Origin of the sequence: Robinsoniella peoriensis, assembly GCF_000797495.1 — a bacterium.
GTDB lineage: Bacteria > Bacillota > Clostridia > Lachnospirales > Lachnospiraceae > Robinsoniella > Robinsoniella peoriensis.
On the sequence record NZ_JTGN01000008.1, the window covers coordinates 192,869 to 217,963 of the forward strand.

The 25,095-nt window shown below is 40.8% G+C and carries 15 protein-coding genes; 10 read left to right on the top strand and 5 right to left on the bottom strand.

What is annotated here, in order from left to right; all coding sequences use genetic code 11:
* The first annotated feature begins 10 nt into the window (after nucleotides 1-10).
* Nucleotides 11-6,361 (top strand): glycoside hydrolase family 2, encoded by a 6,351-nt coding sequence (locus QR40_RS17540; protein ID WP_044296159.1) that lies wholly within the window; start codon nucleotides 11-13, stop codon nucleotides 6,359-6,361.
* A gap of 264 nt (nucleotides 6,362-6,625) precedes the next feature.
* On the opposite strand, the gene QR40_RS17545 is transcribed toward QR40_RS17540, so the two are convergent.
* Complete coding sequence (locus tag QR40_RS17545; protein WP_027295571.1) at nucleotides 6,626-6,823, bottom strand: hypothetical protein; 198 nt, start codon at nucleotides 6,821-6,823, stop codon at nucleotides 6,626-6,628.
* 196 nt (nucleotides 6,824-7,019) lie between these two features.
* Nucleotides 7,020-8,774: a DUF885 domain-containing protein gene (locus QR40_RS17550; RefSeq protein ID WP_044296160.1), complete on the bottom strand. Its 1,755-nt coding sequence runs from the start codon at nucleotides 8,772-8,774 to the stop codon at nucleotides 7,020-7,022.
* 159 nt (nucleotides 8,775-8,933) lie between these two features.
* On the opposite strand from QR40_RS17550, the gene QR40_RS17555 reads away from it, so the two are divergent.
* The 4 genes from QR40_RS17555 to metG all read left to right on the top strand — a co-directional run bounded on the left by QR40_RS17555 (nucleotide 8,934) and on the right by metG (nucleotide 13,001).
* Nucleotides 8,934-9,527: a recombinase family protein gene (locus QR40_RS17555; protein ID WP_027295573.1), complete on the top strand. Its 594-nt coding sequence runs from the start codon at nucleotides 8,934-8,936 to the stop codon at nucleotides 9,525-9,527.
* 204 nt (nucleotides 9,528-9,731) lie between these two features.
* On the top strand, nucleotides 9,732-10,520 hold the full coding sequence (locus QR40_RS17560) for an ATP-binding protein (protein ID WP_052430906.1): 789 nt from the start codon (nucleotides 9,732-9,734) through the stop codon (nucleotides 10,518-10,520).
* A gap of 146 nt (nucleotides 10,521-10,666) precedes the next feature.
* Nucleotides 10,667-10,837, top strand: a complete 171-nt coding sequence (locus QR40_RS33985) for a hypothetical protein (protein WP_465231370.1) — start codon at nucleotides 10,667-10,669, stop codon at nucleotides 10,835-10,837.
* 211 nt (nucleotides 10,838-11,048) lie between these two features.
* On the top strand, nucleotides 11,049-13,001 hold the full coding sequence (metG, locus tag QR40_RS17565) for a methionine--tRNA ligase (RefSeq protein ID WP_044296161.1): 1,953 nt from the start codon (nucleotides 11,049-11,051) through the stop codon (nucleotides 12,999-13,001).
* Nucleotides 13,002-13,213: 212 nt separating this feature from the next.
* Here metG and QR40_RS17570 read toward each other — a convergent pair whose 3' ends face one another.
* The 3 genes from QR40_RS17570 to QR40_RS17580 all read right to left on the bottom strand — a co-directional run bounded on the left by QR40_RS17570 (nucleotide 13,214) and on the right by QR40_RS17580 (nucleotide 18,190).
* A complete protein-coding gene (locus QR40_RS17570) occupies nucleotides 13,214-15,937 on the bottom strand; it encodes a sensor domain-containing phosphodiesterase (protein WP_242858552.1) in 2,724 nt (907 codons plus the stop codon).
* Nucleotides 15,938-16,233: 296 nt separating this feature from the next.
* Nucleotides 16,234-17,463 (bottom strand): sensor histidine kinase, encoded by a 1,230-nt coding sequence (locus QR40_RS17575; RefSeq protein WP_044296163.1) that lies wholly within the window; start codon nucleotides 17,461-17,463, stop codon nucleotides 16,234-16,236.
* A 31-nt stretch (nucleotides 17,464-17,494) separates the two neighbouring features.
* Nucleotides 17,495-18,190 carry a LytR/AlgR family response regulator transcription factor gene (locus tag QR40_RS17580; RefSeq protein ID WP_027295577.1) on the bottom strand — a complete coding sequence of 232 codons (696 nt, stop codon included), beginning with the start codon at nucleotides 18,188-18,190 and terminating at the stop codon, nucleotides 17,495-17,497.
* 341 nt (nucleotides 18,191-18,531) lie between these two features.
* Between QR40_RS17580 and QR40_RS17585 the strand changes: the two genes are divergently transcribed.
* The 5 genes from QR40_RS17585 to QR40_RS17605 all read left to right on the top strand — a co-directional run bounded on the left by QR40_RS17585 (nucleotide 18,532) and on the right by QR40_RS17605 (nucleotide 24,963).
* Complete coding sequence (locus QR40_RS17585) at nucleotides 18,532-19,287, top strand: ABC transporter ATP-binding protein (RefSeq protein WP_044296165.1); 756 nt, start codon at nucleotides 18,532-18,534, stop codon at nucleotides 19,285-19,287.
* A complete protein-coding gene (locus QR40_RS17590) occupies nucleotides 19,280-21,373 on the top strand; it encodes an FtsX-like permease family protein (RefSeq protein ID WP_160295828.1) in 2,094 nt (697 codons plus the stop codon). The genes QR40_RS17585 and QR40_RS17590 overlap by 8 nt, the downstream gene beginning before the upstream one ends.
* A 101-nt stretch (nucleotides 21,374-21,474) precedes the next feature.
* The gene (locus tag QR40_RS17595) at nucleotides 21,475-23,181 is read left to right on the top strand and encodes a response regulator (RefSeq protein ID WP_044296167.1); all 1,707 of its coding nucleotides are present in this window, start codon (nucleotides 21,475-21,477) and stop codon (nucleotides 23,179-23,181) included.
* 24 nt (nucleotides 23,182-23,205) lie between these two features.
* Nucleotides 23,206-23,535 (top strand): hypothetical protein, encoded by a 330-nt coding sequence (locus QR40_RS17600; RefSeq protein ID WP_044296168.1) that lies wholly within the window; start codon nucleotides 23,206-23,208, stop codon nucleotides 23,533-23,535.
* Nucleotides 23,536-24,963, top strand: a complete 1,428-nt coding sequence (locus tag QR40_RS17605; protein WP_044296169.1) for a sensor histidine kinase — start codon at nucleotides 23,536-23,538, stop codon at nucleotides 24,961-24,963. It begins immediately after the preceding gene.
* The last annotated feature ends 132 nt before the right edge of the window (nucleotides 24,964-25,095 follow it).

Here is a 25,095-nt window from a genome sequence, read left to right on the forward strand (position 1 = left end):
AGATTATATAATGAAAAATAGAAAAAGATGGATAAGTATGGCTTTGGCGGGGGTCATGATATTTCAGATGAATGGAATCCTCGTTTTTGCGGAAGCTGCATCTTCAGACGTTCAGACGGCTGATGTGCAGGAAGTGGCAGAAACAGAGATAGGCAGTGATGTTTGGGATACACCGGTGATTCCGGATGCAGCCAGGTATATAAAAGGGATAGAACAGACCGAGGTCAGCCTGAATGAGAAGACGGGAGACGGAACTTGGAGATATCTGTTTGATATTCCTGATTATACACAGGCAGGGGGAATTGCGGCACCCAATGAAGAGAACCAGGATTTTGATTTCAGTAAATGGGAAGAAAGAGACTGGAAAAACATAAAAGTGCCTGGAGAGCCGCTTATGCAGGGCTTCGACATCCTGACAAACAACGAGTATTATTACCAGCGTGAGATTACGGTACCGGAAGACTTTGCGGGAAACAGGGTATTGGTAAGGTTTGACGGTGTGTACAGCAATTCCCGTGTGTGGATTAATGGAAAATATATCCGCACTCATGTAGGTGGATTTACCACCTGGGATTGTGATATCACAGAATTTGCAGCACCGGGTGAGACAGTCACCATGACAGTGGGAGTTGCAGAAATATACAGTACCACAAAGGGAATCTGGAACCCGGAAGGAAAATCAGTCAACAATCCGGCAAATGCTACAGAGTATGCCCATCACAACATGGGCGGGATTAACAGGGATGTAAGCCTTGTTGCAGTTCCATATGACAGTATTGCACGGACCTATGTAAATACCGACTTTGATGAGACATTTACGAATGCAGATCTGGAAGTAACTGCCCAGCTGAACATGGTTTCAGGCGAAGGCGCACTGCTTGTGGAATTGCTTGACGGGGAATCAGTAGTTACCTCCGGTACAATAGATTTTGATCGGGATACAGAGGCTTTAAAGAATTTACCGGAACTTGTTGAGGAAGCAAGTACTTTATTAAAAGAAAATGAAACGAATCTCTATGAAGGAAATTCCGGTAAAACAGGACAGTACTCCAAAGCAGCATTTGAAAATATGCGCAAAGAAAGGGACAATGCTTTAAAAGTCCTGGCGGGAACGGGAGAACTCTCAGCTGCAAAGAAACTTACCCTGCCGGTTACAGAGCCGAAGCAGTGGGATGCCGAACACCCAAATCTGTATACGCTGCGTACCACATTACTGGTGAACGGGGAAGCGGTACAGATAAATGAGGAGAATGTAGGATTCCGTGAAATACATTACGGAGGCGCAGACGGCACAGATACCAATAAAGTTTATGTGAATGGAAAAGAAGTAAAACTGCGCGGTACCTGCCGACATGATGTATCCGATGATCTGGGACGTTCCATGACCAGAGAAGAAAGTTACGCCGAGATTGCAGCGTACAAGAATGCAAATATAAACCATATACGTACATCACATTATCCGGCTTCTGAAGATCTGCTGGATGCCTGTGATGAAATGGGAATTTATGTGGAACAGGAGACAGCTGTCTGCTTCCAGGGGCCATGGGCAGATGTCAGCAGTAAGTACGAAGATTTTCTTCCTCAGTTTACGGAGATGATTGAACGTGACCGCAACAGGCCGTCCATTCTCATCTGGTCTCTGGGAAATGAATCAAATTACAGTAAAGTAGCGTCACAGTCCGGAGGAAATGCATTCCAGGATGAAAGAGAATACTTAAGAGATGTGGACACAACCCGTCCATGCGTATTCAGCTTCCCGGATACCGGAGAACCTGCAGGCTTTGCCGATATCTACAGTGCCCACTATGCAAATGTAACAGGCGGCATGGGGAGAGCTGACAAACCCGTTATACATGATGAATATGCACATATTTCCTGCTATAACCTGGATGAACTTCAGCGGGATGTAAATGTACGTAATTTCTGGGGCGAAAGTGTAAAAAAAGGTTGGGAAAATATTTTCACCAGTGACGGAGCCCTTGGCGGAGCTTTATGGGGCGGAATCGATGATGTATTCTACATTCCGGAAGGTACCACAGAGCGCTGGCAGTCACATTCAGATGGCCAGACAGCCGGATATGGAGAATGGGGAAGCGTATTGGATGCCTACCTGAGAGAGAAGCCGGAGGCATATCTTACTAAGAAAGCCTATTCGCCTGTACGTGTGGAGGAAGAGGCATGTTACATATCTGACGGTACGATGTATATTCCGGTGAAGAACTGGTTCGACCATACAGATACAAATGAATTGAAGCTTGAATATACCGTTGACGGTGAGCAGAATGAAATTATGGTTGGGGAAAGTATTGCACCTCACAGTGATGGCGTGATTACCATAAACGGGGTATCCCAAGATGCACAAGCTGTAAATCTGAAATTTTATACACCGGATGGAATTATGGTGGATGAGTATAATGTTGCGATTTCATCGAAACAGTACAACTTCACACCGGCTGGGGATCAGGCACCGGCTATTGAAGAAAATGAACAGGATATTGTTGTAAAAGGCAAAGACTTTTCAGTTTCTTTCAGCAAGGAAAGCGGTATGATCTTAAGCGGTCAGTTTCAGGATCAGGTTCTTGTGACAGGCGGTCCATACCTTCATGTAACAGGAATGAGCCTTGGAGAGTGGAACCTGGCGGAAATAGATGGTATTACAGCTGAGACACAGGAGCAGTATGCTGTAGTAACCGTAAATGGTTCTTATGCAAATGGCCAGGGTGTGCGTTTTGATATAAAGATATCAGGAAATGGCATAATAACCACAGACTATACGCTGACAACTGCACCGAAAGTGACGAGCGGACTAAAAGAGGTGGGTATCAGTTATGATATCGACAAAGATACAGACAGTGTAAGCTGGTTAAGAGATGGTTTATACACAGCTTATCCGGAAGACCACATCGGACGTAATAAAGGAGTGGCTCTCAAGGTAAGAGAAGGATCGGATGTGACACCGGATCAGTATGGGGTGGAACCGCAGTGGTCCTGGAAAGATGATATGAAGAATTACTTCGTATATTCTACGGATGACCCCAATAATGGACTGGTAACCAATGACTTCAAAACCATGCGTGAGCATGTGTGGTCCTATGATGTAAACTATGGACTGGAAGCAGACGCACCCCGCATCAGTGTAGAAGCTCCGGATGCCAACGTGGCAGCCCGCGTTGCAATTACCTTTGATCTGGGCTATGTGGATGACAGGGACGCAGCCATTAAGTATACGGGCGGATGGGCGACCTATGATTCAAATTCTGATTATGCGGGAACAGAAACATTTAGTTCAAAATTAGGTGATTCCTGCGAATTTAAATTTACAGGAACCGGCATACGCTATATCGGATCGAAGCAAAAGAATACGGGCCTTGTAAAAGTGTATGTAGATGGTGAATTCAAAGAAGAAATTGATACCTACAGTAATCTGGGAAATGATCTGAAGCAGACGGTGATTTACAGCATAGAGGGACTGGAGAATGGTGAACATACCATTAAACTGGAAACGGCAGGCGGAAAAGCTAATTGCATCGTAGTAGATGCTTTCGAAGTTTTGAAGCCGGAAGGAAGCAGCGCTACTGAAAAAGCACAGCTCATCATTAATAACCAATGGTATTATCCAAACCTGGGATGGGGCAACTACACCGGTATTCAGGGAAAACTGGCAAATGGTTCTACAGGATCAGGAACAATCCGTCTGACAAATGAAAATAATCTGACGGAAGAGACGATTACATCACTGGTTAATTTAAAGATATCAGCAGTAAATGAAGAAGAATTGAAGGTTTCCTATCATGTACAGAATGAAAGTGAAGCTACAGAAGTGAAACTGCAATGGTACCGGGTAGCAGCAGGCGATCCGGACAGTAAGGCACAGGTAATTGAAGGTGCTGAAAATGACATACTGAACATAAAGGGACTGGAAGCAAACAAGGTTTACTGTAAGGCTACGCTGTTGATTGACGGAAAAGAGAGACAGACCGTAAAGAGTAATGGAATTGAAATAGGACAGGATTCTTATCGCTACTATGATATATTAGATGACTCGGATGAATTTGTATTTTCAGGAACCAAAGGTACAGATTATAAGACTGATAAAGATAAGTCCTGGACTGCAAATGCTTATGGTAAATCTGTCACCTACCTTATGGATACAAAAAATGAAGCAGGTGTTTCCTTCAAGTTTGCGGGAAGCGGAATCCGCTGGGTAGGCGCAAAAGAAAACAATCAGGGTATAGCAGAGGTAACGGTAGACGGAGGAAGTCCCGTAGAAATTGACTTGTTTGATGCGAACTCCAGCACGGGCAATCAGGTAAATGAAGTGCTTTTTGAGCAGGTATGGGATGAACCGGGAGAACACGAGATTACAATCAACCGCACAGGAAGAAAGAATCCGTTATCCTTAGGCGCAAATGTCAGCCTGGACGCATTTATTATCATCAATGATGTAAGTGAAAATGTCAGAATCAGTGATGTGGCAGTAAATGAAAATGAAGATGGAAGCCTCACGGCGGGTTGTACCATCACAAACGGGGCTCCAGAAGATTTAGAGTATCAGTGGTATGCAGCAGATGCATATAGTGCACAGGGATACGATAAAGAAACTTATGTAGCAATTGAAGGAGCTGTTAGTCAGAATTATATGCCGTCAGACACGGATGCAGGGAAACTGCTGCGCTGTGATGTGTGGAGTGCTGATGCCAGTACACCGGTTAGAAGTGCCAATGCCATATTGGCAAAAGCGCTGATGATTGATGATACGGATGAATCAGTACAGTATCCGGAAGGAAGCATTCAAGATACTGCAGACGCATCATATTTAGCAGGAAATAAACCATATAACAATACGATTACTTATTTTAAAGATGGAGAAGTGAAACTTCAGTTTAATGGTACCGGCATCGTCTGGCTGTCCGGTTATGATCAGACACTGCGCAGTGCAGCCGTAAAAATAGATGACGGCAGCGCAGAATCCGTGGAAATCCGTGCAGCTCAAGGCGGAGGATGGGATTTTAACCAGTATAAAGTATATGGAGTGACAGGACTGGAGCCTGGAAACCACAGCATTACCATTACGGCTGGTACCCCCGGAGTTTATAATAATGCAGATGCATTTATGGTATTGAATCCTGGAGAGGAACAGCCGCAGACCGGAAGTATCTCTGAGGATGTTCAGGAACCCAAGATGCAGTCAGGGCTTGAATCAGAATCAGAAGCCAATAATGGTGAAGATCAGGCAGAAACAGATAATACGGTTATGACCCAGACCGGGACAGCAAGAAAAGCAGAAATAAGAATAAATGGAAATGCCGTTATGACTCAGACCGGAACGGTAAATAGAACAGATTCGCAAGATAATGGAAATTCTGTCATGACCCAGACCGGGACAATTGACAAATCCGTATCGGAAGATATAGATAATGCAATTGTAAAATTAACAAAGGCGATATCAGACTTCAAAGCATCCCGCATTGAGAAAGAACCTGTGGATAAATCAAAGCTGTCAGCACTCATAAATAGTGTTAATGGCAAGTATAATGAAAAATTATATACGCCGGAGAGCTGGAAAGTATTTATCCAGGCGCTAAATGCAGCAAAAGGCGTAAACGCAAATGACAATGCGGTTCAGGCGGATGTATCAAAGGCAATATCTGCACTGGAGTCTGCAATAAGAGGATTAAAGCCCGCCCAGGCAAAACCGGTGCCCGTTGACAAGACGGCATTGAAGAATCTGTATCAATCATGTGCATCCCTTAAAAAAGCGGATTACACGGCATCCACCTGGTCGGTATTAGAAGCAGCTATGAAAAATGCAGCAGCTGTTATCAATAACCCAAATGCAACAAAAGAAATGACAGACCAGGCGTACAATGCTCTGAACAAGGCTAAGAGCGGGCTTTCAAAAATTCCTGCACTTCCGAAAAAAGGAAGCACCTATCAGACAAGGGGACTGCGTTACAAAGTAACGGCTTCTACGAGCAGAACAAAGACAGTAATGCTGGTAAAACCTGCGAAGAAAACATACAGATCCATAACGATTCCGTCCACTGTAAAAATTAAAGGATATACCTACAAGGTAACCAGAATTGACGACAATGCATTCCGGAAAAACACAAGACTGTCGAAGATTACAATTGGAAGCAATGTGACGAAAATTGGAAAAGAGAGCTTTGCAGGATGTAAGAAACTGAAATCTGTTACGCTGAAATCTAAATCAATTACAAGTATTGGAAAGTATGCGTTCAAGAATATTTCAACAAAAGCAAAGATCTATGTTCCGAAGAAAAAATATTTATCCTATAAAAAGATGCTGTCAAAAGCAAAACTAAGCAGTAAAGTAAAAATAATTAAAAAGTCAATGTAAATTAAGAATCCGCCGGTAAATGGTATCAATAAGGCATTGGAAGTAAATAGTGATGGAGACGAGAAAGAACCCATGGCTCCATACGTTTTGCCAGAGGATACTGATTATGAAAATGAAACTTAAAATTATGGATTCTTGATAGAATCACAGGTATAATGTTACGGATAAACATAAAGACTGTGTACAGTGTTTATGGAGTTGAATACATTCAACTTCATAGCGCTGTACACAGTCTTTTTACGTTTTCAATTTATTAAAATTAAATCAGGATGTTGTTCTTTTTAAATACTCTGTTGTTTTCACAAGACTTATCATATGTCCATCAATTTTTCTGCTGACCGCCAGCAACTCTTTTCCTGTTAACGGTTTTCCTTCTTCAACCAATCGGTCTAATTTTTTCCCTTCTGCAGCTAATGCACATTTGTACCAGTTCTTTTGAATATTACATAACATTCTTCTCATATGTTTTCTCCTTTATTCGCTCTATTAGTGTGTTAGTGACTCTGTTAGACACAGTATAACACAGTCCGATTGTCGAAGTCAGTCGAAACCCGTAGCAAATATAAGAAATTTTCGTTTTTTATGAAAAATTTATCTTTTCGGGAGTAAAACCGTCGAAAACGTAGGAAAGATAGCGGGTTTTGGGTGTTTGTGATCTTTATCCAAGCTGATAATAATTTTCCAGGTATTTTTCCAGGACTGGAAATGGGGCAGGCCCAATTGTCAGAATCTGTTCATGGAATTCTTTGAGGTTGAATTTATCACCCAATTCTTTTTTGAATTTATCCCGAATATCCATAAAGCTAAGGCAGCCCACATAATATTTCAGATAGTTGGCAGGTGCTTCAATGATAATGTCATACATGTTGTTGGCGATCTCCGGGTCTGAAAATCCAATCTGATTTAAGTAGGCAGCAGTTGCGTTTCGGTCGTAGCCATGGTAGTTGATGGCGATATCCAGCAGAGAAGATATCCCGAGCATTATGGAACGGTTCAGGCGGTAAAGGGCAGCCACGTCTTGATCTACATCTGCGTATTGGTATGACTGGAATTCTACATAAGTTGCCCAGCCTTCACTGTAACCCCCAAAGTTTAACAGGCTTCTGACCGGATCAGCGTTGGTACTGCCGGAATAAATAGTCTGGTATAAATGTCCCGGATATCCCTCATGCGCCAGTGTGGTATAGAGCTCAAGCCCCGAGTAGTCAGATGCCTGGTTGATATAGATCACATTGTCAATGAGATTATCTATAGGCGGTGACAGGTAAAAAGCAGGACTTAAGTATTTTTCCAGGGAGCTGTGGACGTATTTCACATTTACGTTCACCTGTGGAGAGGTGGGAAAATCATCTGCCATTTTCTTCTGAAGATCATTTAAGATTGCTTCCGGTGAGGAAGCAGCCATGCCCGATACAGAAGACAGGAGTGTGGGGTTTTTCGCCAGCAAAGTCTGTAGCTCAGTAAAGTCAGTCTGCACCTGGTCCATCAGACGTTTCTGAATCTGATCAATGGAAGCATTGGAACCGGTTGTATCTTTCACCAGGTACTCATAATATTTCTTTCCATCAGGGAAATTACATAAACCGGCATTGTTTTTTCCGGTTCCTTTTAATGCGGTCAGTCCTGTAATCAGGTTTTCATATGCCGGAATTACTTTCTTTAAAATAATGTCCTTATGACGGACTTTGAAGTTGGCACATTCTTCAGGGGTGAGTTCTGGAAAGGAATCCACCTTATCATTAAATATTTCAATTAAAAAGTTATTATCCGGGTCAGCAATAAAGGATTGGCATTGAGCTATAATTGCATCTGTATTTGCATCACTCATAAACAAACCTGCGGAGGATTTGGCTTTTTCATACTCCAGAAGGGATGCATAGTATGTATCCAGCTGTGAAAGCAGAGACAAATATTCATCAACGTCTGCTTTTTTGTTAAAAGTGTATTCCGCAAGCAGAACCGGAAGCTGTGCCTGAGTGCCGATTGTGGGTCCCAGAGGCTCTGCATACAGAGAAAAATCCTTTCCATTATTTTGGTTCTTCAGGTAGTATGCAAGAATGTCATAAGTAAGCTGATTATTTTTAGACAGTTTCTTATAAGAAATCTGATTCAGTGCTTCCTGATAATTTTCCAGGACAGCGGTAGATGCAGCGAGAGATTCTTCATCAGCGGCTCCAAGTGTTACCATGTAATCATCAATCCCGAAAGACTTTGGGTCCGACAGGGTATAATGAAGATTCAACGTGTTGGAGGTGACTTCATCCACAAACATGTTGTGGGTAAAATCTGTGAATTTGCGGTTTTCCTGATGATGGAAAGAGCTGTTGATGTAAATGCCGATAGAAATCAGCAGTAACAGGGAAGCCGGAATCAGCAGGAAGCGAAGAAGAGACGCGGGGTTGATTTTACGCATAGGGTTCACCTGACAATAGGGTCTTTAGTGTAAAGATATGCAGGAAGACATGCAAAAATTACCATTAGGGACACGAAAAAAGAAGGAGATGATAAAGGATATACGTATATAACTGGGTAAGCCGAAGAAAGACTGTTCGTACGCAATAAGGAGGTATTTATGAAAAAATATGGTTACGTAAGAGTATCTACAAAAGAACAAAATGAGGACAGACAGATGATTGCGCTGTCCAGATGGGGAGTCCGGGATGCTGATATCTATATGGATAAGCTGAGCGGCAAGGACTTCAACCGCCCCCAGTACAGAAAATTATTAAAAAGGATTAAGCCGGGAGATCTGATTGTAATTAAGTCCATAGACCGGCTGGGAAGGAATTATCAGGAGATTATTGACCAGTGGCGTGTGATTACAAAAAATAAAGGGGCAGATGTGCTCGTTCTGGACATGCCTCTGCTGGATACGCGGAAAGGCAAAGATCTGATGGGAACCTTTATCGCAGATATGGTGCTGCAGCTTTTATCATACGTCGCCCAGACAGAGCGGGAAAATATCAGGCAGAGACAGGCAGAGGGAATTGAGGCTGCAAAAATCCGCGGTGTACAGTTCGGGCGTCCCTGTAAGGATATTCCCCCGGAGTTTCATCTCATCCGGTCCAGATGGGAAGTAGGAGAGATCAGCGGCAGGGAAGCGGCACGTCAGCTTGCAGTCTCACATAACACGTTCTTTAAGTGGATTAACTCGGTACAATCATAAATTTGGCGAATAATGTAGACTTTTTTATCCAGTTCATTCTGAAATATACATAGATAGTAAATTTAGCGGTAATTGCATTTTAGACTACTTTTGGGCCCGAAGAAAGAAAATTCCATGCCCAGAAAAATTTTACCACGGTTGGTAATAAAAGTCTGATTATTTATCCGGAAATTGGAATAAAGAAAAATAAAGGATGGGTATGAAATGATGGAAGGTAGAAAAATGCCATATGATGATGTAGTAATGGAAAAAATGGATATTTCAGCGCTTTGTATGGAAACAATTGAAAGATATCGAAGCTTTATGAAGGGGAAAACGCCGGAGGCGCCTGTCCTGAAGCTTTTGATGCCGGAATTTCTGATTAAGCTGTCTGTTTTAAAAAGAGGAAGAAAAGATAAGCTTGTTCCCACTATAGCCGGTCTTCTGATGTTTGGGAAAGAATCCTGCATAAGGGAAGAGTTTCCAAATTACTTTCTGGATTACAGAGAGGAGCTGCAAGGTGTAAAGCTGGGCTGGAATTATCGTATGACCTCGGATGACGGATCTTTTAATGGAAATATTTTTGAATATTACAATAACGTAATAGGCAGACTCGTTGCTCATGGAGATCATGAATTTACAGTAAACAAAATGAAAAATGAGGTTGGAAAAGATCTGGTGGTAAGTGCATTGAAAGAAGCGGTAAGCAATGCCGTGATTCATGCTGATTATTATGGGCGGCAAGGCATTGTTATCAGAAAAAAAGAAAATCTCCTTACCATATCAAATCCGGGCAGGCTTCTGATTCCAAAAGAAGAAATACTTGCAGGCGGAATCAGCGACCCCAGGAATCCAACAATATTCAAGCTTTTCAACATGATTGGAGTAGGAGACCGGGCAGGAAGCGGCATGGGCAGAATCTACGATGCCTGGAAAACCCAGAACTGGCCCAAACCGGTATTTGAAGCAAATGCAGACCCGTATAGAGTTACTTTGAAGCTGGAAGTATATTAGAAGGGGAAAAATACTTCATATACCTGCCCAGAATATTTTCCTTTCATACTTGACATCCAACATTCATTGTGATAGCCTAACTACATATAGACAAACGCAATGACGAAGAGAGTACATCGGATGCAGGCATTACAGAGAATTCCCGGATGCTGAGAGGGAAGTGTGAGTATAGATGGAAGATGGCTTCTGAGTGGTGCACCGAACATGGAAAAGGCAAGTGGCTGTGGACATGGCCCAATCTGCCGGTTTTGTGCAAGGCTGCAACGGGAACCGCCTGTTACAGCGGTGTAGTGTACGATTGGAAAATGGTATTTTAATATCAGCTCCAGGGATGTGCACTTGCAGAGATTTGTTTCGCGAGAAATGAATGAAGTGAAGTGGTAACACGGGATGATAACACCCGTCTTCTCAAATGGGAAGGCGGGTTTTTTGCGCATTTTGCCGGTCAATGCAGATAATGCATTTCGGGCAAGACAGTAATTTCGGACACACTTCAGGCATTCGGAAAGAATAAGAAAGGGATTTATCATGGGAAAAGAAAAATATTATATGACTACGGCGATTGCCTATACTTCTGGTAAACCGCATATTGGCAACACCTACGAGGTAGTACTGGCAGACAGTATTGCAAGGTTTAAAAGAGCACAGGGATATGATGTGTTCTTTCAGACGGGAACAGATGAGCATGGACAGAAAATTGAGTTAAAAGCGGAAGAAGCAGGTATCACCTGCAAAGAATTTGTAGATCAGACTGCCGGAGAAATCAGGCAGATCTGGGATATGATGAATACTTCATATGACAAGTTTATTCGTACTACAGATGAAGACCATGAAAAACAAGTACAGAAAATATTTAAGAAACTGTACGATAAAGGTGACATTTATAAAGGACATTATGAAGGAATGTACTGTACTCCCTGTGAGTCATTTTTTACGGAATCCCAGTTGGCAGATGGAAAATGTCCCGATTGCGGAAGAGAAGTGCAGCCTGCAAAGGAAGAGGCATATTTCTTCAAAATGAGTAAATATGCAGATCGTTTGATTGAACACATCAATACCCATCCGGAATTCATACAGCCGGTATCCAGAAAGAATGAAATGATGAACAATTTCCTGCTTCCGGGACTTCAGGATCTCTGTGTATCCAGAACTTCTTTTAAATGGGGAATTCCGGTTGATTTTGATCCAAAACATGTTGTTTATGTTTGGCTGGATGCCCTGACAAACTATATCACCGGTATTGGTTATAACTGTGATGGAGAAAGTACGGATCAGTTTAAAAAGGACTGGCCGGCAGACCTGCATTTAATTGGGAAAGACATTATCCGTTTCCATACAATTTACTGGCCCATATTCCTTATGGCACTGGATCTTCCCCTTCCTAAGCAGATATTCGGACATCCGTGGCTGCTGCAGGGAGATGGAAAAATGAGTAAGTCCAAAGGAAATGTTCTCTATGCAGATGAACTGGTTGATTTCTTTGGCGTGGATGCAGTACGATATTTTGTATTACACGAAATGCCATTTGAAAACGATGGCGTTATTTCCTGGGAGCTGATGGTGGAAAGAATGAACTCTGATCTGGCAAATACCCTTGGAAATCTGGTAAACAGAACCATTTCCATGTCAAATAAATATTTTGACGGTGTTGTGGCAGATAAAGGGGCAGCAGAGCCGGTAGACGAAGAATTAAAAGCTATTGCACTGGAAGTTCCGAAAAAAGCAGCAGAAAAAATGGAAGAACTTCGTGTTGCTGACGCTATTTCAGAAATATTTACTCTGTTTAAACGCTGCAATAAATATATAGATGAAACGATGCCATGGGCGCTTGCAAAGGATGAGACAAAACAGGACCGTCTGGCAACCGTACTTTACAATCTGGTAGAAAGTATCAGCATCGGCGCTTCCTTATTGGATTCCTTTATGCCTGAAACCTCCGGGAAAATTCTGACACAGTTAAATGCTGAGAAAAGAAGTCTGGCTGAAATGGAGCAGTACGGCATCTATAAATCCGGCAGCAAAGTAACAGAGAAGCCGGAAATCTTATTTGCACGTCTGGACATGAAAGAAGTATTGGCAAAGGTAGAAGAGATTCATGCTTCAGAGAAAGAAGCAGAGGTGCCCGCAGAGCCGGTGATTGATATAGAAGCAAAAGAAGAAATCTCTTATGATGATTTTATGAAAATGCAGTTCCAGGTCGGTGAAATTATCGCTTGTGAAGAGGTTAAGAAATCCAGAAAGCTGCTTTGCTCACAGGTTCGTATCGGGAGCCAGGTAAAACAGATTGTTTCCGGAATCAAAGCCAATTACAGCGCAGAAGAAATGGTTGGCAAAAAAGTTATGGTGCTTGTAAACTTAAAGCCGGCAAAACTTGCGGGTGTTATGTCTGAAGGAATGATTCTGTGTGCAGAGGATGAAAACGGTGAACTGGCTCTGATGATCCCGGAAAAGAAAATGCCTTCCGGAGCTGAGATCTGTTAAAAGAGTAAATGGTATATCTATGATTGATTTTAGGAAAAGAAGAGAAATACAGAATAAAGAAATTAATAATTAGATCAGATATATAGTAAAGTTCATAAAAAAGCAGATGAAAGTAAATTACTTGACTTTCATCTGCTTTTTCAGTATCCCCGGTCTCTTTATGAAACAGTCTTTCAATTAGTTTCCTGTTATAAATTAACGGTGATAAAAGATTATTTATAGGAATTTTTCCATTCATATTCCGTCATCGGCATTGGCTTGCTGAACAAAAAGCCCTGCACCGTTTTCACACCGCAATTTTCAAGTACTTCCAGCTGGGATTCGTTTTCAACCCCTTCTGCGACTAATTGGATATTCAGTTTTTTACAAACGCTTACGATAGCTTCTACTATCGTCTGTGTGTTTTCGTTGGATATAATATCTTTTACAAAACCCCGGTCAATTTTGAGTATATCAAATTTCGCCGTTGCCAAAAGTGCCAGGTTGGAACTTTCGGCGCCAAAATCATCAACGGATATCCGGAATCCTGCATTTCGAATCTGGCTGATTTTGTTTCTTAAACTTCTAAAATCGGTAGAACAAGTGCTTTCCGTAATTTCAATTTCCAGATATTCCTTGGCAATACCATAGTTACTGACAATGGATTCCAGTCTTTTTAAGAAGGCATCATCCATAAACGTACTGCGGGAAAAATTGCTGGAGATTGGAAAAATTGCTTTTTCCTGTTTTTGCCACTCCTTTAGCTGGGCACAAACCATTTCAAAGACATAAAAGTCTATTTTACTTATTTGGTAGGAACGTTCCAGAATAGTAATAAATTTATCCGGGGACTGGACTACACCATCATCATCTATGTATCGGACTAATGCTTCTGCACCTACTACACTGCGGCTCTCCAGTTCAATTTTAGCCTGCAGATAGACCTGGAACTGTTTGTTTTGTAACTTTGTTTCCAATACGTCCGGATCAGAGAGAAAATCTAATACATCATTGCGGTGTCTGTAACGTCCTGTTTCGCGATGATTATGATAGAATTCTTTTTTATCGGCATACATATTTTCATCGGCTGTTTTTATGATTGACTGGATATTATGGCAGTCCTCCGCCCATTCATAACCAATGGCGGCTTTACAATCATTATGGGCAAAATTATATTTCAGCTTATGAATGTTTTCGCTGAAAATCTCCTGGCTGATATCCGTACAGATAATGATAAATTCATCTCCCCCGATTCGATAGTAGGAACCTTGATTAAAGCTGTTTTGCATTAATTCAGCACATTTCTTTAAGAGATTGTCACCACTATCATGTCCATAATGGTCATTGACCTCTTTCAGTCCGTTTACGTCCAGATAAACAATGCCGATCGGAATATTTTTGTCTTCCAGACTGTTGATATCCTGTATATAACGGTTTCTATTATAAAAATTAGTCAATGTATCCAGGTAGCTTAAGCGATACAGGGTCTCTTCATCTTCATTCCTGCGAATAGCAAGCATAATAAAATAGCGAAGTGTTTCAAGGAAAGTCACGGCATTTTCCTTGATACTGCATGACGGATTATCCAGACCAATGCAGCCATCTAATCTTCCTTCACGTTCTAAAGGCACCATAATTACACTCTTGATACCCTGCTGGGTCATAAACTCGTATTCAAGTTTCATGGTTGATTTAATATTTTCCAGGTCATCGATCACAATATTTTCCTGATTTCTAAACATATTAAACCAGATAGCAAAGTCTGACTGCGGAAGATTCTGAAGATAATCTATCTGCGGTATGACGTCTTCTCTGCACCATTCTGCCACATTTGACAAGTTGTCCCCATGAAATAAAAAGACATAACTGCGTTCTGCTAAAAATAACTTTCCTACTTGTTCTAAGACATAGGAAGTAGCTTCTAATGCATCATGATTTCGGTAAAGCTCCCTTATGCACTCAACTAGAATATTATCCCGCTCCAGTCGGTTTTTCAGTTCTCTTTTTTCATTGGCTGCGTCTGTAATATCAAAGGCGATCTCCATCCGGGCTGCGTGACCTTCCCACTCCAATAAACGGTCTTTTAGTAAATAGTGCCGTTTGGTAATCGGGTTTGTATGCTCCCAGGTATAATTCTCATCCTTTTTCAGGCGGGAGTTCGTACAAAATGGACAGGGGGAATCAAATCCCTGCAACACTTTATAACACTTCTGCTGTTCCTCGGCACTGATTTGGAACGTTTTCTTTCCGGCTTCATTTACAAAGAGCAATTCATAGGTGTTGATATCTGATACATACATTAGCTCGGAGATTTCGTTCATGGGAATAAGCAAATTTTCAAAACGTTTTGAAAGCTGTTCACTTTTTAAACGATTTTCATTTTCTGCTTCTAATAGTTTATCGCGGCGTTTACTCTGATAATAGGTGAATATGGCACATAAAGCGGTTAGTACGATGAATAAGAGATTCATAAAAAATAATGCGTTACGGGAGTGCTGAACAATTTTCTCTGTATAAACTTCGGCAGCAAGCACCGTTTGATCTGCTAAGTCAAAATAGTTTTCACTCATTTCAAATAAATGATCCCCGGAGGAATCGCCACTCCGGTAAAGATAAATTTCAGACTTTATATCATCCCAATCGTCCTTCATTTCTTCCAATAGAGCCTGATATTTACTATCATCCAGCCGGATTATATTATATTCATCGCTTCCACCGCACAATCCTGCAAGTACATCGTCTAAATGCGAGATTAATTTGTCGTCGGGTACATGATTTAGTTCTTTTTTGATCAGTCTTTGTGTAGCACCGCGGACAATTCCGGCATAGTTAATAACGCGTGCATCTCCCTCAAGATTCGTAATAGACTGTGCCGACTGAAATCCGGTCACTACCAAAGCAATACATAATATGAGCGGCATTGCACCACTACGTAGTTTAAAAAAAATCGTCTTCACTTTGAACCCTTTCTCTGTGTCTGATTTTTTATTTTTCTTGTGAGTATCGATTCAATATCTGTTAAAAAAATGCCTGTTTTTAAAATCTGGTAAAACACACCTTGATCTTATTATATCATATGTGCAAATAAGATCCTAGAGCGTATTTGAAAATTCATTCCATTTATCTGCACGCTCTAATTCGTGTGGAATTTGCTCCGAAAATAGTCAGGGCAGCCCGCTGTAAATGGATAAGTAATGGCATTTTTTTGTTTCTTATAGAAAAGCCTTTCTTTGGATAAACTGCACGCAGCAATTCATGACACGCTGGAAAGGGGTATAATCATAACTACTTCAAATGTTTCCCCCAGGTCCTTAAAATCTATTTCACCTTTATATTTTGCCACAATTTCTTTTACATTAGAGATTCCAAATCCATGTTGTTTCTTATCTGCTTTATCTGTTATAAATTTGCCGTTTTTGGTTGTGGTGGCATTTGTCTTGCTGTTGATCAGAGCGTAACTGAAATATCCATTTTTAATTCTGGCTTTGATTTCAATCCGGCGGTTGGACTTATCTGGGATTTTTTTACATGCTTCCAGTGCATTATCCAGGGTATTGGATAAGATGCAGCATAGATCCATATCGCGAAAACTCTCCAGCTTTTCCAGGCTGATTTTAGCGTCCACTGAAATATGATGATCTTCCATTGACTTTATCTTTTGGTTTAAAACCAGATTAATCACCGGATCCCCGGCATAGTTTTTCAGTACGGAATGATTAAGGGATGAAAAGACAGACTCAATGTAAGCGTGGGCTTTTTCATATTGGGTTTCATTCAGTAATCCATCTACAACCTGCATATGGTTGTTCATATCGTGGCGTATTTTTCTGGTATTTTGATGTTCCTGATCTAAAATATCATAATATGTTGCCTGCATTTGGAGCTGCTTCAAGTCGGATTGTGCCTTTAAGGATTTGATAACGGCAATAATCAGAACAAGAACACCGGTATTAGTAATTATGGTGGTACAGGAACCAAGTATAATTACAGCCACTTCACCTGTCTCCATCTTCAGTACAACCAGAAAGGTCATAAAAAATGCAGCGGTACAAATGATATCCATCAACAGCCACATTCGGTCGGTAAGCTGGTTGATGCAGTTTGACAGCCTGTTTTTAAACAAAAGATATACGGTGAGCCAGAATAAAAAGGTTACCGGGATGGTGAAGCGGGTTTTCATGCCTTCCGTACAGATAATGGAAACCGCAGTCATAATAGGATAAAACAAAACGACAATAGATATCCGGCTTATGGCTGAACCTTTAAAGCAGACCATGGTTAACAGAAGAAAAGCCGCCAGCCCATAAGAGATATTTACTAAATCGGAAAGAAAAATGACATTATAACAAATATACCCCAGGATCAGCATGGCAGGAATCTGAATAATTAACCGGGTTCTTGGCTGAATAAATAAACTAATCAAATGGAATACAAAATATCCCACAAGCAGTGACATGGTGAAAGCAATAAGTGCCGGCAGCATAAGGACCTCCTAATCCGGTTTTTCAAACAGGTTATAGCATTGACTTTGCAAATGTAATCATGACTTCTTTCGTTCTCTGCCGGCTGATGGGAAGCCTTATATTTTTCAGGAGCAGCTCCTGTCCCTCAATACCCGACGCATGAGTCAGATTCGCCAGATAGCGTTGATGGATACGCATAAAGGTATGGGGTACCTGTGCCTCCAGATCGTTTAATTTACCATAGAACTCATAGTTTTCCGTTCTGGTAAATGCCGTGACTTTCCGTTTGTCGCTGGCAAAATACAGAAGACTGTCCCAGGGAATTTTAAAGGTTCCCTGCTCACATTCCAGGAGAAAGAAGGAATCTTCTGTTAAATTCATGCTTTTCAGGGCAGTATCCAAAACAGCCTTGATTTTTTCTTCTTTAAATGGTTTCATAATGTAATTCAAAGCCTGAACTTCGTATCCGTCAAATACATAATCCGTAAAACCGGTAACAAATACCAGGTTAACCAGTTTATTTTCTTTTCTGATTGCCCTTGCGGTTTCCACACCATTTATTTCTTTCATTTCTACATCCAGAAAAATAAGGTCATAACTGCAGATATCACTTTTCAAAAGGGATTCTCCGCTGCCATATTCGTAGATGTGGTAAGCAATGTTTTTTGATTTCAGTATTTTCTCCACTGCTAATTGAAGCAGATATCTCTGTTTAATCTCATCGTCACAGATTGCAATATGTATCATTGTAATACTTCTCCCTCGTAAATGCCAATATTTTATTGCAAATCCAATCTATAGTCCTGCCAAATATTGTAAGTTTATGGAAATAAAATAACTACATTGATTTTATCATAAGATTCTGATTTTGGGAATAGGGTGGAATCCGGGTTTTGCTAACCCTATTTTACAGAAATTCATTGTACAAAATGCACAATAAAAACCAAAAGTTACAAATCAGCAACCAAAGATTACATTGAAAAAATCTTCGGATTGAACCCCGTCCGGTTCCGTGATATTGTGTGTCCATGAGGAAAACCAACAAAAATATTTTAAAAAAATAAGGATAGAAGAGAAGGAGAATTACCATGTTAGAGATTAAAGAATTACACAAATCATACGTAACCGAAAAAACAAAATATCAGGTGTTAAAGGGGGTTGACCTGAAAGTAAATGAAGGTGAATTTGTTGCAGTCATGGGGCCGTCGGGAAGCGGTAAAACAACATTGCTCAACTGTATTTCCTGTTTTATTCCCTATGACAGCGGAGAAATTTTATTGGATGGGGAAAAGTTAGCTGCTCTAAAAGAAGAAAAGATGGCAAAGATCCGAAATGAAAAGCTGGGATTTGTATTTCAGGATTTCATGCTGCTGGACGGTCTGACCGTATTTGAAAATGTATGTATTCCAAAGGTCATTAAAGATGAACCTTACCGCAGCATGGAAAAGAAAGCCAAGACTCTTTTAAACCTCTTTGGGATTGATGATATCGGACATAAGTATCCGGTTGAGATATCCGGAGGTCAGAAGCAGAGAACGGCAGTGGCAAGGGCTTTGATGAATGACCCGCTTATGATCCTGGCGGATGAGCCTACCGGCAACCTGGACAGCCGGTCCAGTGAAGCTGTAATCCATGCATTTAAACAGGCGCAGAAATCCCTGGGAGCGACAATTTTTATGGTAACCCACGACAGCTTTGCAGCAAGTTTTTGTGACCGTGTGGTAGTTATGAAGGATGGCGGCGTATTTACCGAATTAAGAAAAAGCAAAGGCAGAAGAGAATTCCTGGATGAACTGTTAGTGGTACTAAAAGAAATGGGCGGTGACGATGATGACAATGAATAAGATATTCAGTAAACTCAGAGATTATAATAAAAAGAATTATGTACAGATGGTATTCTGTGTGACCCTGTCTGTAATGCTGATTACCTCCTATGGGATCATGATGTCCAGTCCCACAGTTATGCAGGTACTTCCGGAGGGCGGAGACTCCAGGAAACAGGCTTATATGATTTTTGCTATCGCTTTGATTGGATGCTTTATATTTACAATTTATGCTGCCGGTTTATTTTTTAAATACAAGAGCAGGGAAGCGGGCGTATTCCTGGCATTGGGAACTCAAAAGAGTCAGCTTCGGAATGCACTGTTTGCGGAGATCAGCATTATCCTTTCTGGTTGTACGGCGGTCGGTTTAGCTTTAGGGGCTGTTGTTTCCTACTTTATATGGCAGTTGTTTTGCATTCTTGTTGTAGATAATGCGCAGATGAAGTACCAGGCTGATGTCACAGGATTTATCATCGGGTTTGTATTTGCAGCAGTAATGTCTGTCTGTATTATGGGAATGGCAGTGGGATTTATTAAAAGAACAAATCTCATGGATGTTCTGAACGACCATAGGAAAAGTGAGCCGTTAAGAGATGTAAGTAAATTATATGGAATACTAGGAATTGTCTTTAGCATTATGGGGTTTGTGCTGGGATATCTGGTTCCTGGAATCGCTGGAGAAATGGGAGTACTTATGCCTTCTGTATGGAATGCAACCTATCTGCTTTCATTTGCAGGTATTTATATGGTAATTACCTATGCCATTGTTCATCACGAACGGGGAAAAAGACCCCAGAAATACTACCGGAATATCATTTCCTATAACATGATGAAATTTCAGGGAAAACAAACCGTTCGAAATATGTGCATTATTTCCCTGTTGGTAGCAGCCAGCCTTTATGCCTGCTTTTATGCTCCGGGTATGTTATCCGGTATCAGTGAGATTGACAATAATCCGGTGGATTTTTCCATCCCGTCGAAAGTATCTTTTGGAGAGGTACAGAAAGAAGATATTGAGAAGCTGGCGGGAGATTACCAGATCGAAATTACCGGTTACCGGGAAGGGAACTTTGCGGAACTGCTTGGAAGCGGTGTATTAAGAGACTGGGATGACAATAATAAAATGATAGAAAATTACATGGAAAAGTATGAGTACAGTAAATATATGAGCGCCGGAGACTACCGGAAAATGACCGGGGATGATATTCAGGTGGACAGGGGAACTTTCTACCGGATCACATTTCCCCAGGAGCAGAACGGATTCTGGGATAAGTTTGAGGATATGGATTTAATCACGAATCCTGTAACAAAAGAGCAGATGAAAGTCAGGTTAGCAGGAACTATTGCATATGAAGCGTTAATGATAAACGGGGTAAACAGTTACATTCTGAATGATGAGGATTACCGGGAAATCACAAAAGAGCTGCCGGATAACAGACTGTATCATCAGATCTTGTTCAACATTCAAGATTCAGAAGCAGCTTTTGATTTTTCCGAAGCACTGTATGGTGAAATCCTGAAACGTGCGCCAAGAGAGATGCAGGTACAATCCGGATACGATGAATATCAGGAACAGCTGGCCATAGAGGCAGGAGAAGAATACGGCGCGGACCAACAAATGGAGATGTCGCCGGACAATTCCGATCTTATGGGATACTGGAAGTTCTACCCCAATATGAAGGTCATGAAGGAGAAGACATTTTTCCAGACTAATGCAGTATTTTTCATGCTGTTCATCTATGTAGCAATCATCTGCCTGGCAGCGGTGGGAATCATTGCATATACCAGAAGCGTTACCATAGGAATGAATAACAAACAGCTCTTTGATGACCTGAAAAAACTGGGCGGCAATCATAAATATCTGAAAAAATGCATTACAAGCCAGCTTATGAAGATTTATGCACTGCCCGTAATTATCGGAAGTATTTTGATCTATATCTTCACCCTGATGACTTATAAAGGCAATGATGGTGTGGTATCGTCAACGGAAATCTGGGCATTGGGAGTGGATTTCCTGCTGGTGCTGGGTGTGGGTGTGTATATGTATGTGGTTTACAGGGCATCACTGAGGAAGATTGAGGGAATAATTGGGAATAAAACAAGTTGAGAAAATATAGGGGATATTGAATATCTGTGTTATAATATAAAAAAATATTAGTGTGAGAAGGAATCTCCTGTTATCCGGGTGCGGACGATGGGAGGACTTCTTTGCGTTATAGTAAACAAAACAGGGTCAGTGCAGGGCTCAGGTATGCGGATGGATCCTTCATTTTACAAAAGAAAGGGACAATGATGCTGGATGTTGTAATTATTGATGATGATAAAATTGTAAGGCAGGGAATTAAGATGTCTGTCGATTGGAACGGCATTGGTTGTGAGCTTGTTGGAGAAGCATCAAATGGAAAAGCAGGATTGCAGATCATTAAGGAAAAGCGTCCCCACATAGCGATTGTCGATATTAAAATGCCGGTACTGGACGGATTAGAATTGGCAAGGATTGTAAGTGAGAACATGAAGGAAACCAGAATTCTGATTTTGACCGGCTACAGTGAATTCGATTATGCCCGGGAAGCACTGCGGTTGGGTGTAAAGAATTATTTGTTAAAACCGGTGACGTCAAAAGAATTAACTGAGAATATATTGGAGATACAGAGAGAAATTAAGGAACAACAGGACGCTTTGAGGCAGATGGAAGAAGAAAAGAAAGTTATGTCAGGTAATTTGGAGATCCTGAGGACGTATTTTCTGTTGCAGCTTTTTAGCAGTCAGGTTGTTTTTAATAATGAATTCTGGAAAAAAGCAGAAGATCTGAGTATTTCATTTAAAGGACCCGGGTATCAGGTTGTTATTGTGGACATTGATGATTATTCTGTGATTGTACCATCTAACAGCAATGATCAGATAAAGAAAATGCATGATACCATCAGACAGGTGTTTAATCAGGTTTTTGCCAGTATCTTTGAAGCAGATGCGTTTTATACCCATGATAATTTTCTTTGCGCTGTCTTAAATATAAACGAATCAATGGGGGAGCTGCTTTTAGACAGATGTAAAACTATGCAGAATAAAACGAAAATTGCCCAGAATACATCTGTTACGATAGCTTTGGGTGATGTACAAAAAAGTGTAGATGGTATTCCGGATTCTTTTACAAAAGCAATGACAGCATTGAAGACAAAAAGTTATAAAGGAAAGGGATGCATTATAGAATTTTCGCAGATTGATCTGTTAGAAAACAGCGGTACGGTAGATATCAGGGAAGAAGAGCAGCAGCTCATTGACAGTATAAAGATGCTGGATCTGAAGAAAGCATGCAGTATTATTGAACAGGTATTTGCTAAAATGCGAAGGAGCAACATTAGTTATGAGCAGCTGAAAAACTTGTCGGTACGTCAAATAATTGTAGCGCTGATTTCGGTTGAGAACATGGGAGTTGATTTCCAGGACGTATTAGGCAAAAATGCCAGTATCCTGGATGAATTGAATAACTGCAAAATTATGGATGATATTCAGTTATGGGTAGAGGGGTTTATCAAAAATTTAATTGAATTGCTTCGTGTTATGAATACATATTCATACAGCAATGTAGTAACAATAGCCCTCCAGTATGTGGCAGAGCATTATCAGGAGGAAGTAAGGGTAGAAGCAGTGGCGGAGAAAGTCTATGTAACGCCAAACTACTTCAGCCGCATATTCTGCCAGGAGATGGGGATTCATTTTGTGGATTATTTAAATCAATACCGAATAGATAAGGCAAAGATTCTGCTATTAGATAAAAGGTTAAAAACCTATGAGGTGGCACAGCAGTGCGGTTATCCAAATTATAAATATTTCAGTTTTATATTTAAAAAATATGAACGGTGTTCTCCCCGTCAGTTTCGGGAGAACGCAGGTATTTCACAGCGTCCGGAGTAATGGGAGGTCAAAAGGAGAAAAGCAATGGAAAATGAGAAAAAGAAGTCTTTTTTTGGTCTGAGTTACAAAGTTTTTATTTCAGCGATTGTGATAGCGATCCTCCCAATGATGATTGTGGGTACAATGTTATATGTTCAGTCTGCCAATATAGTTAAAAAAAATGAAAGTGCGGCAAAGTTAAATACCCTCGCTCATATCAGCACAAATGTACAGACAATTATGAATTATGTGGATGATCTGTCGGTGTTGCTGATACAGGATAATATTGTTCGGGAATGGCTTCACAGTGTTGAGGGGGGAAATAATAATACAGATGTTAAAAAAATAGCAGTTCAGCGGAGGCTGTCCTTTTGAGTGGGGAATAAAGACTATATGTCTGCCATTGGAATAGAAAGCCTGGGGGGTGATATCGCATTTACAGGAACTTACCGTAATAAAACAGCTGACAAAGCGTTGATTCATGATCTGGATGAGAAAAAAGGTAGATTAACCTGGGTTACGGACAGCGGGCAATGGGAGGATTTAAACCAGGGTGAAAAGACGATCTCTATGGTGCGTAATGTGAATGATATTAATACCGGGAAAAAGCTTGCAGTTATGAGAATAGAAATCTTAGTTTCGGAGTTATCTAAGTTATTTACGGATGAAATTGCAGACGAACACAATCTGACCTATATGATAGACCGGAGCGGTAATATAATTGCGTCGGAGGATATCTCTAAGTTAGGGGAGAAAGCACCTGCTGAGGTGATGGATGAAGCCAATGAATCAAGCGCAATGGCTGAAAAATATATTGGGGACGAAAATTGTCTGGTCACTTCGTATCAGATTACCCACAGTGACTGGATCCTGATTAATGTGGTTCCTACGAAGTATGTATTAAGTGACAGTGTTGTATTACAGCGTATTCTTACGGTAAGCCTTTTGATTAGTTTTATTTTATGTGCCGGATGTGCCTTCTTATTTTCTAAAATATGTACAAGGCCCCTTACTGTTTTGGCGAAGAGGCTGAAAGTTATGGATATGAAACATATCGATGTTATTCCCTCTAATGACGAGGTAGGGGTACTGGTAGAAACATATAATAATATGTCTGGTTATATCGAAAAGCTGACCGACGAACTGGTGAGAAAGAAAATAGAATTAAGGGAAGCGGAGTTTGCTTCCCTGCAGGCACAGATTAATCCCCATTCACTGTACAACAATCTAGATACGGCATATTGGCTGAGTCATATTGAAAATGCACCGAAAACAGGTGAGATTATAATGGCGCTCTCCAGATTATATAGATTGAGTCTGGATAATGTAAATGAAATTATGACAATCACAGAGGAATTGGATTATCTGAATAATTATCTGGTGATTCAAAAAATACGCCTGGAGGATACGATTGATTTTCAATTTGTGATTCAAGAGGAAGCAGAAGGATTGCATACGCTGAGATTTATTTTACAGCCCATTGTAGAAAATGCGATTCTTCACGGAATTATTCCCAAAGGAGAAGCGGGAATCATAAAAGTGGAAATAATGATAAAGGGGAACAGCCTGATGATTAAAGTTAGTGATGATGGCGTAGGCACCGACTGTGACAGGCTTAACTCAGTTTTAAATATCGACGATACAGAAGTTTCCGACAAATCGTATTTTGCTATTAAAAATGTAAATAGCAGGATTAAAATGCGCTTTGGCGAACGATTTGGGCTGCACTATGAAACAGACAGTGAGAATTTTACGGTAGCGGTTATTACTCAGCCGGTTTTATATGATATTCCGGTTATATAAACAGAAAAATAAAAATACCCAGGATTCTGTAAAAATGTATAGAATTTTGGGTGTTTTTATAGTTTTTAAGGTGTTCGAAAAAATGAAAATCAATATAATAAGAGTTGTAAAGAAAATTAATGAAACAGTATT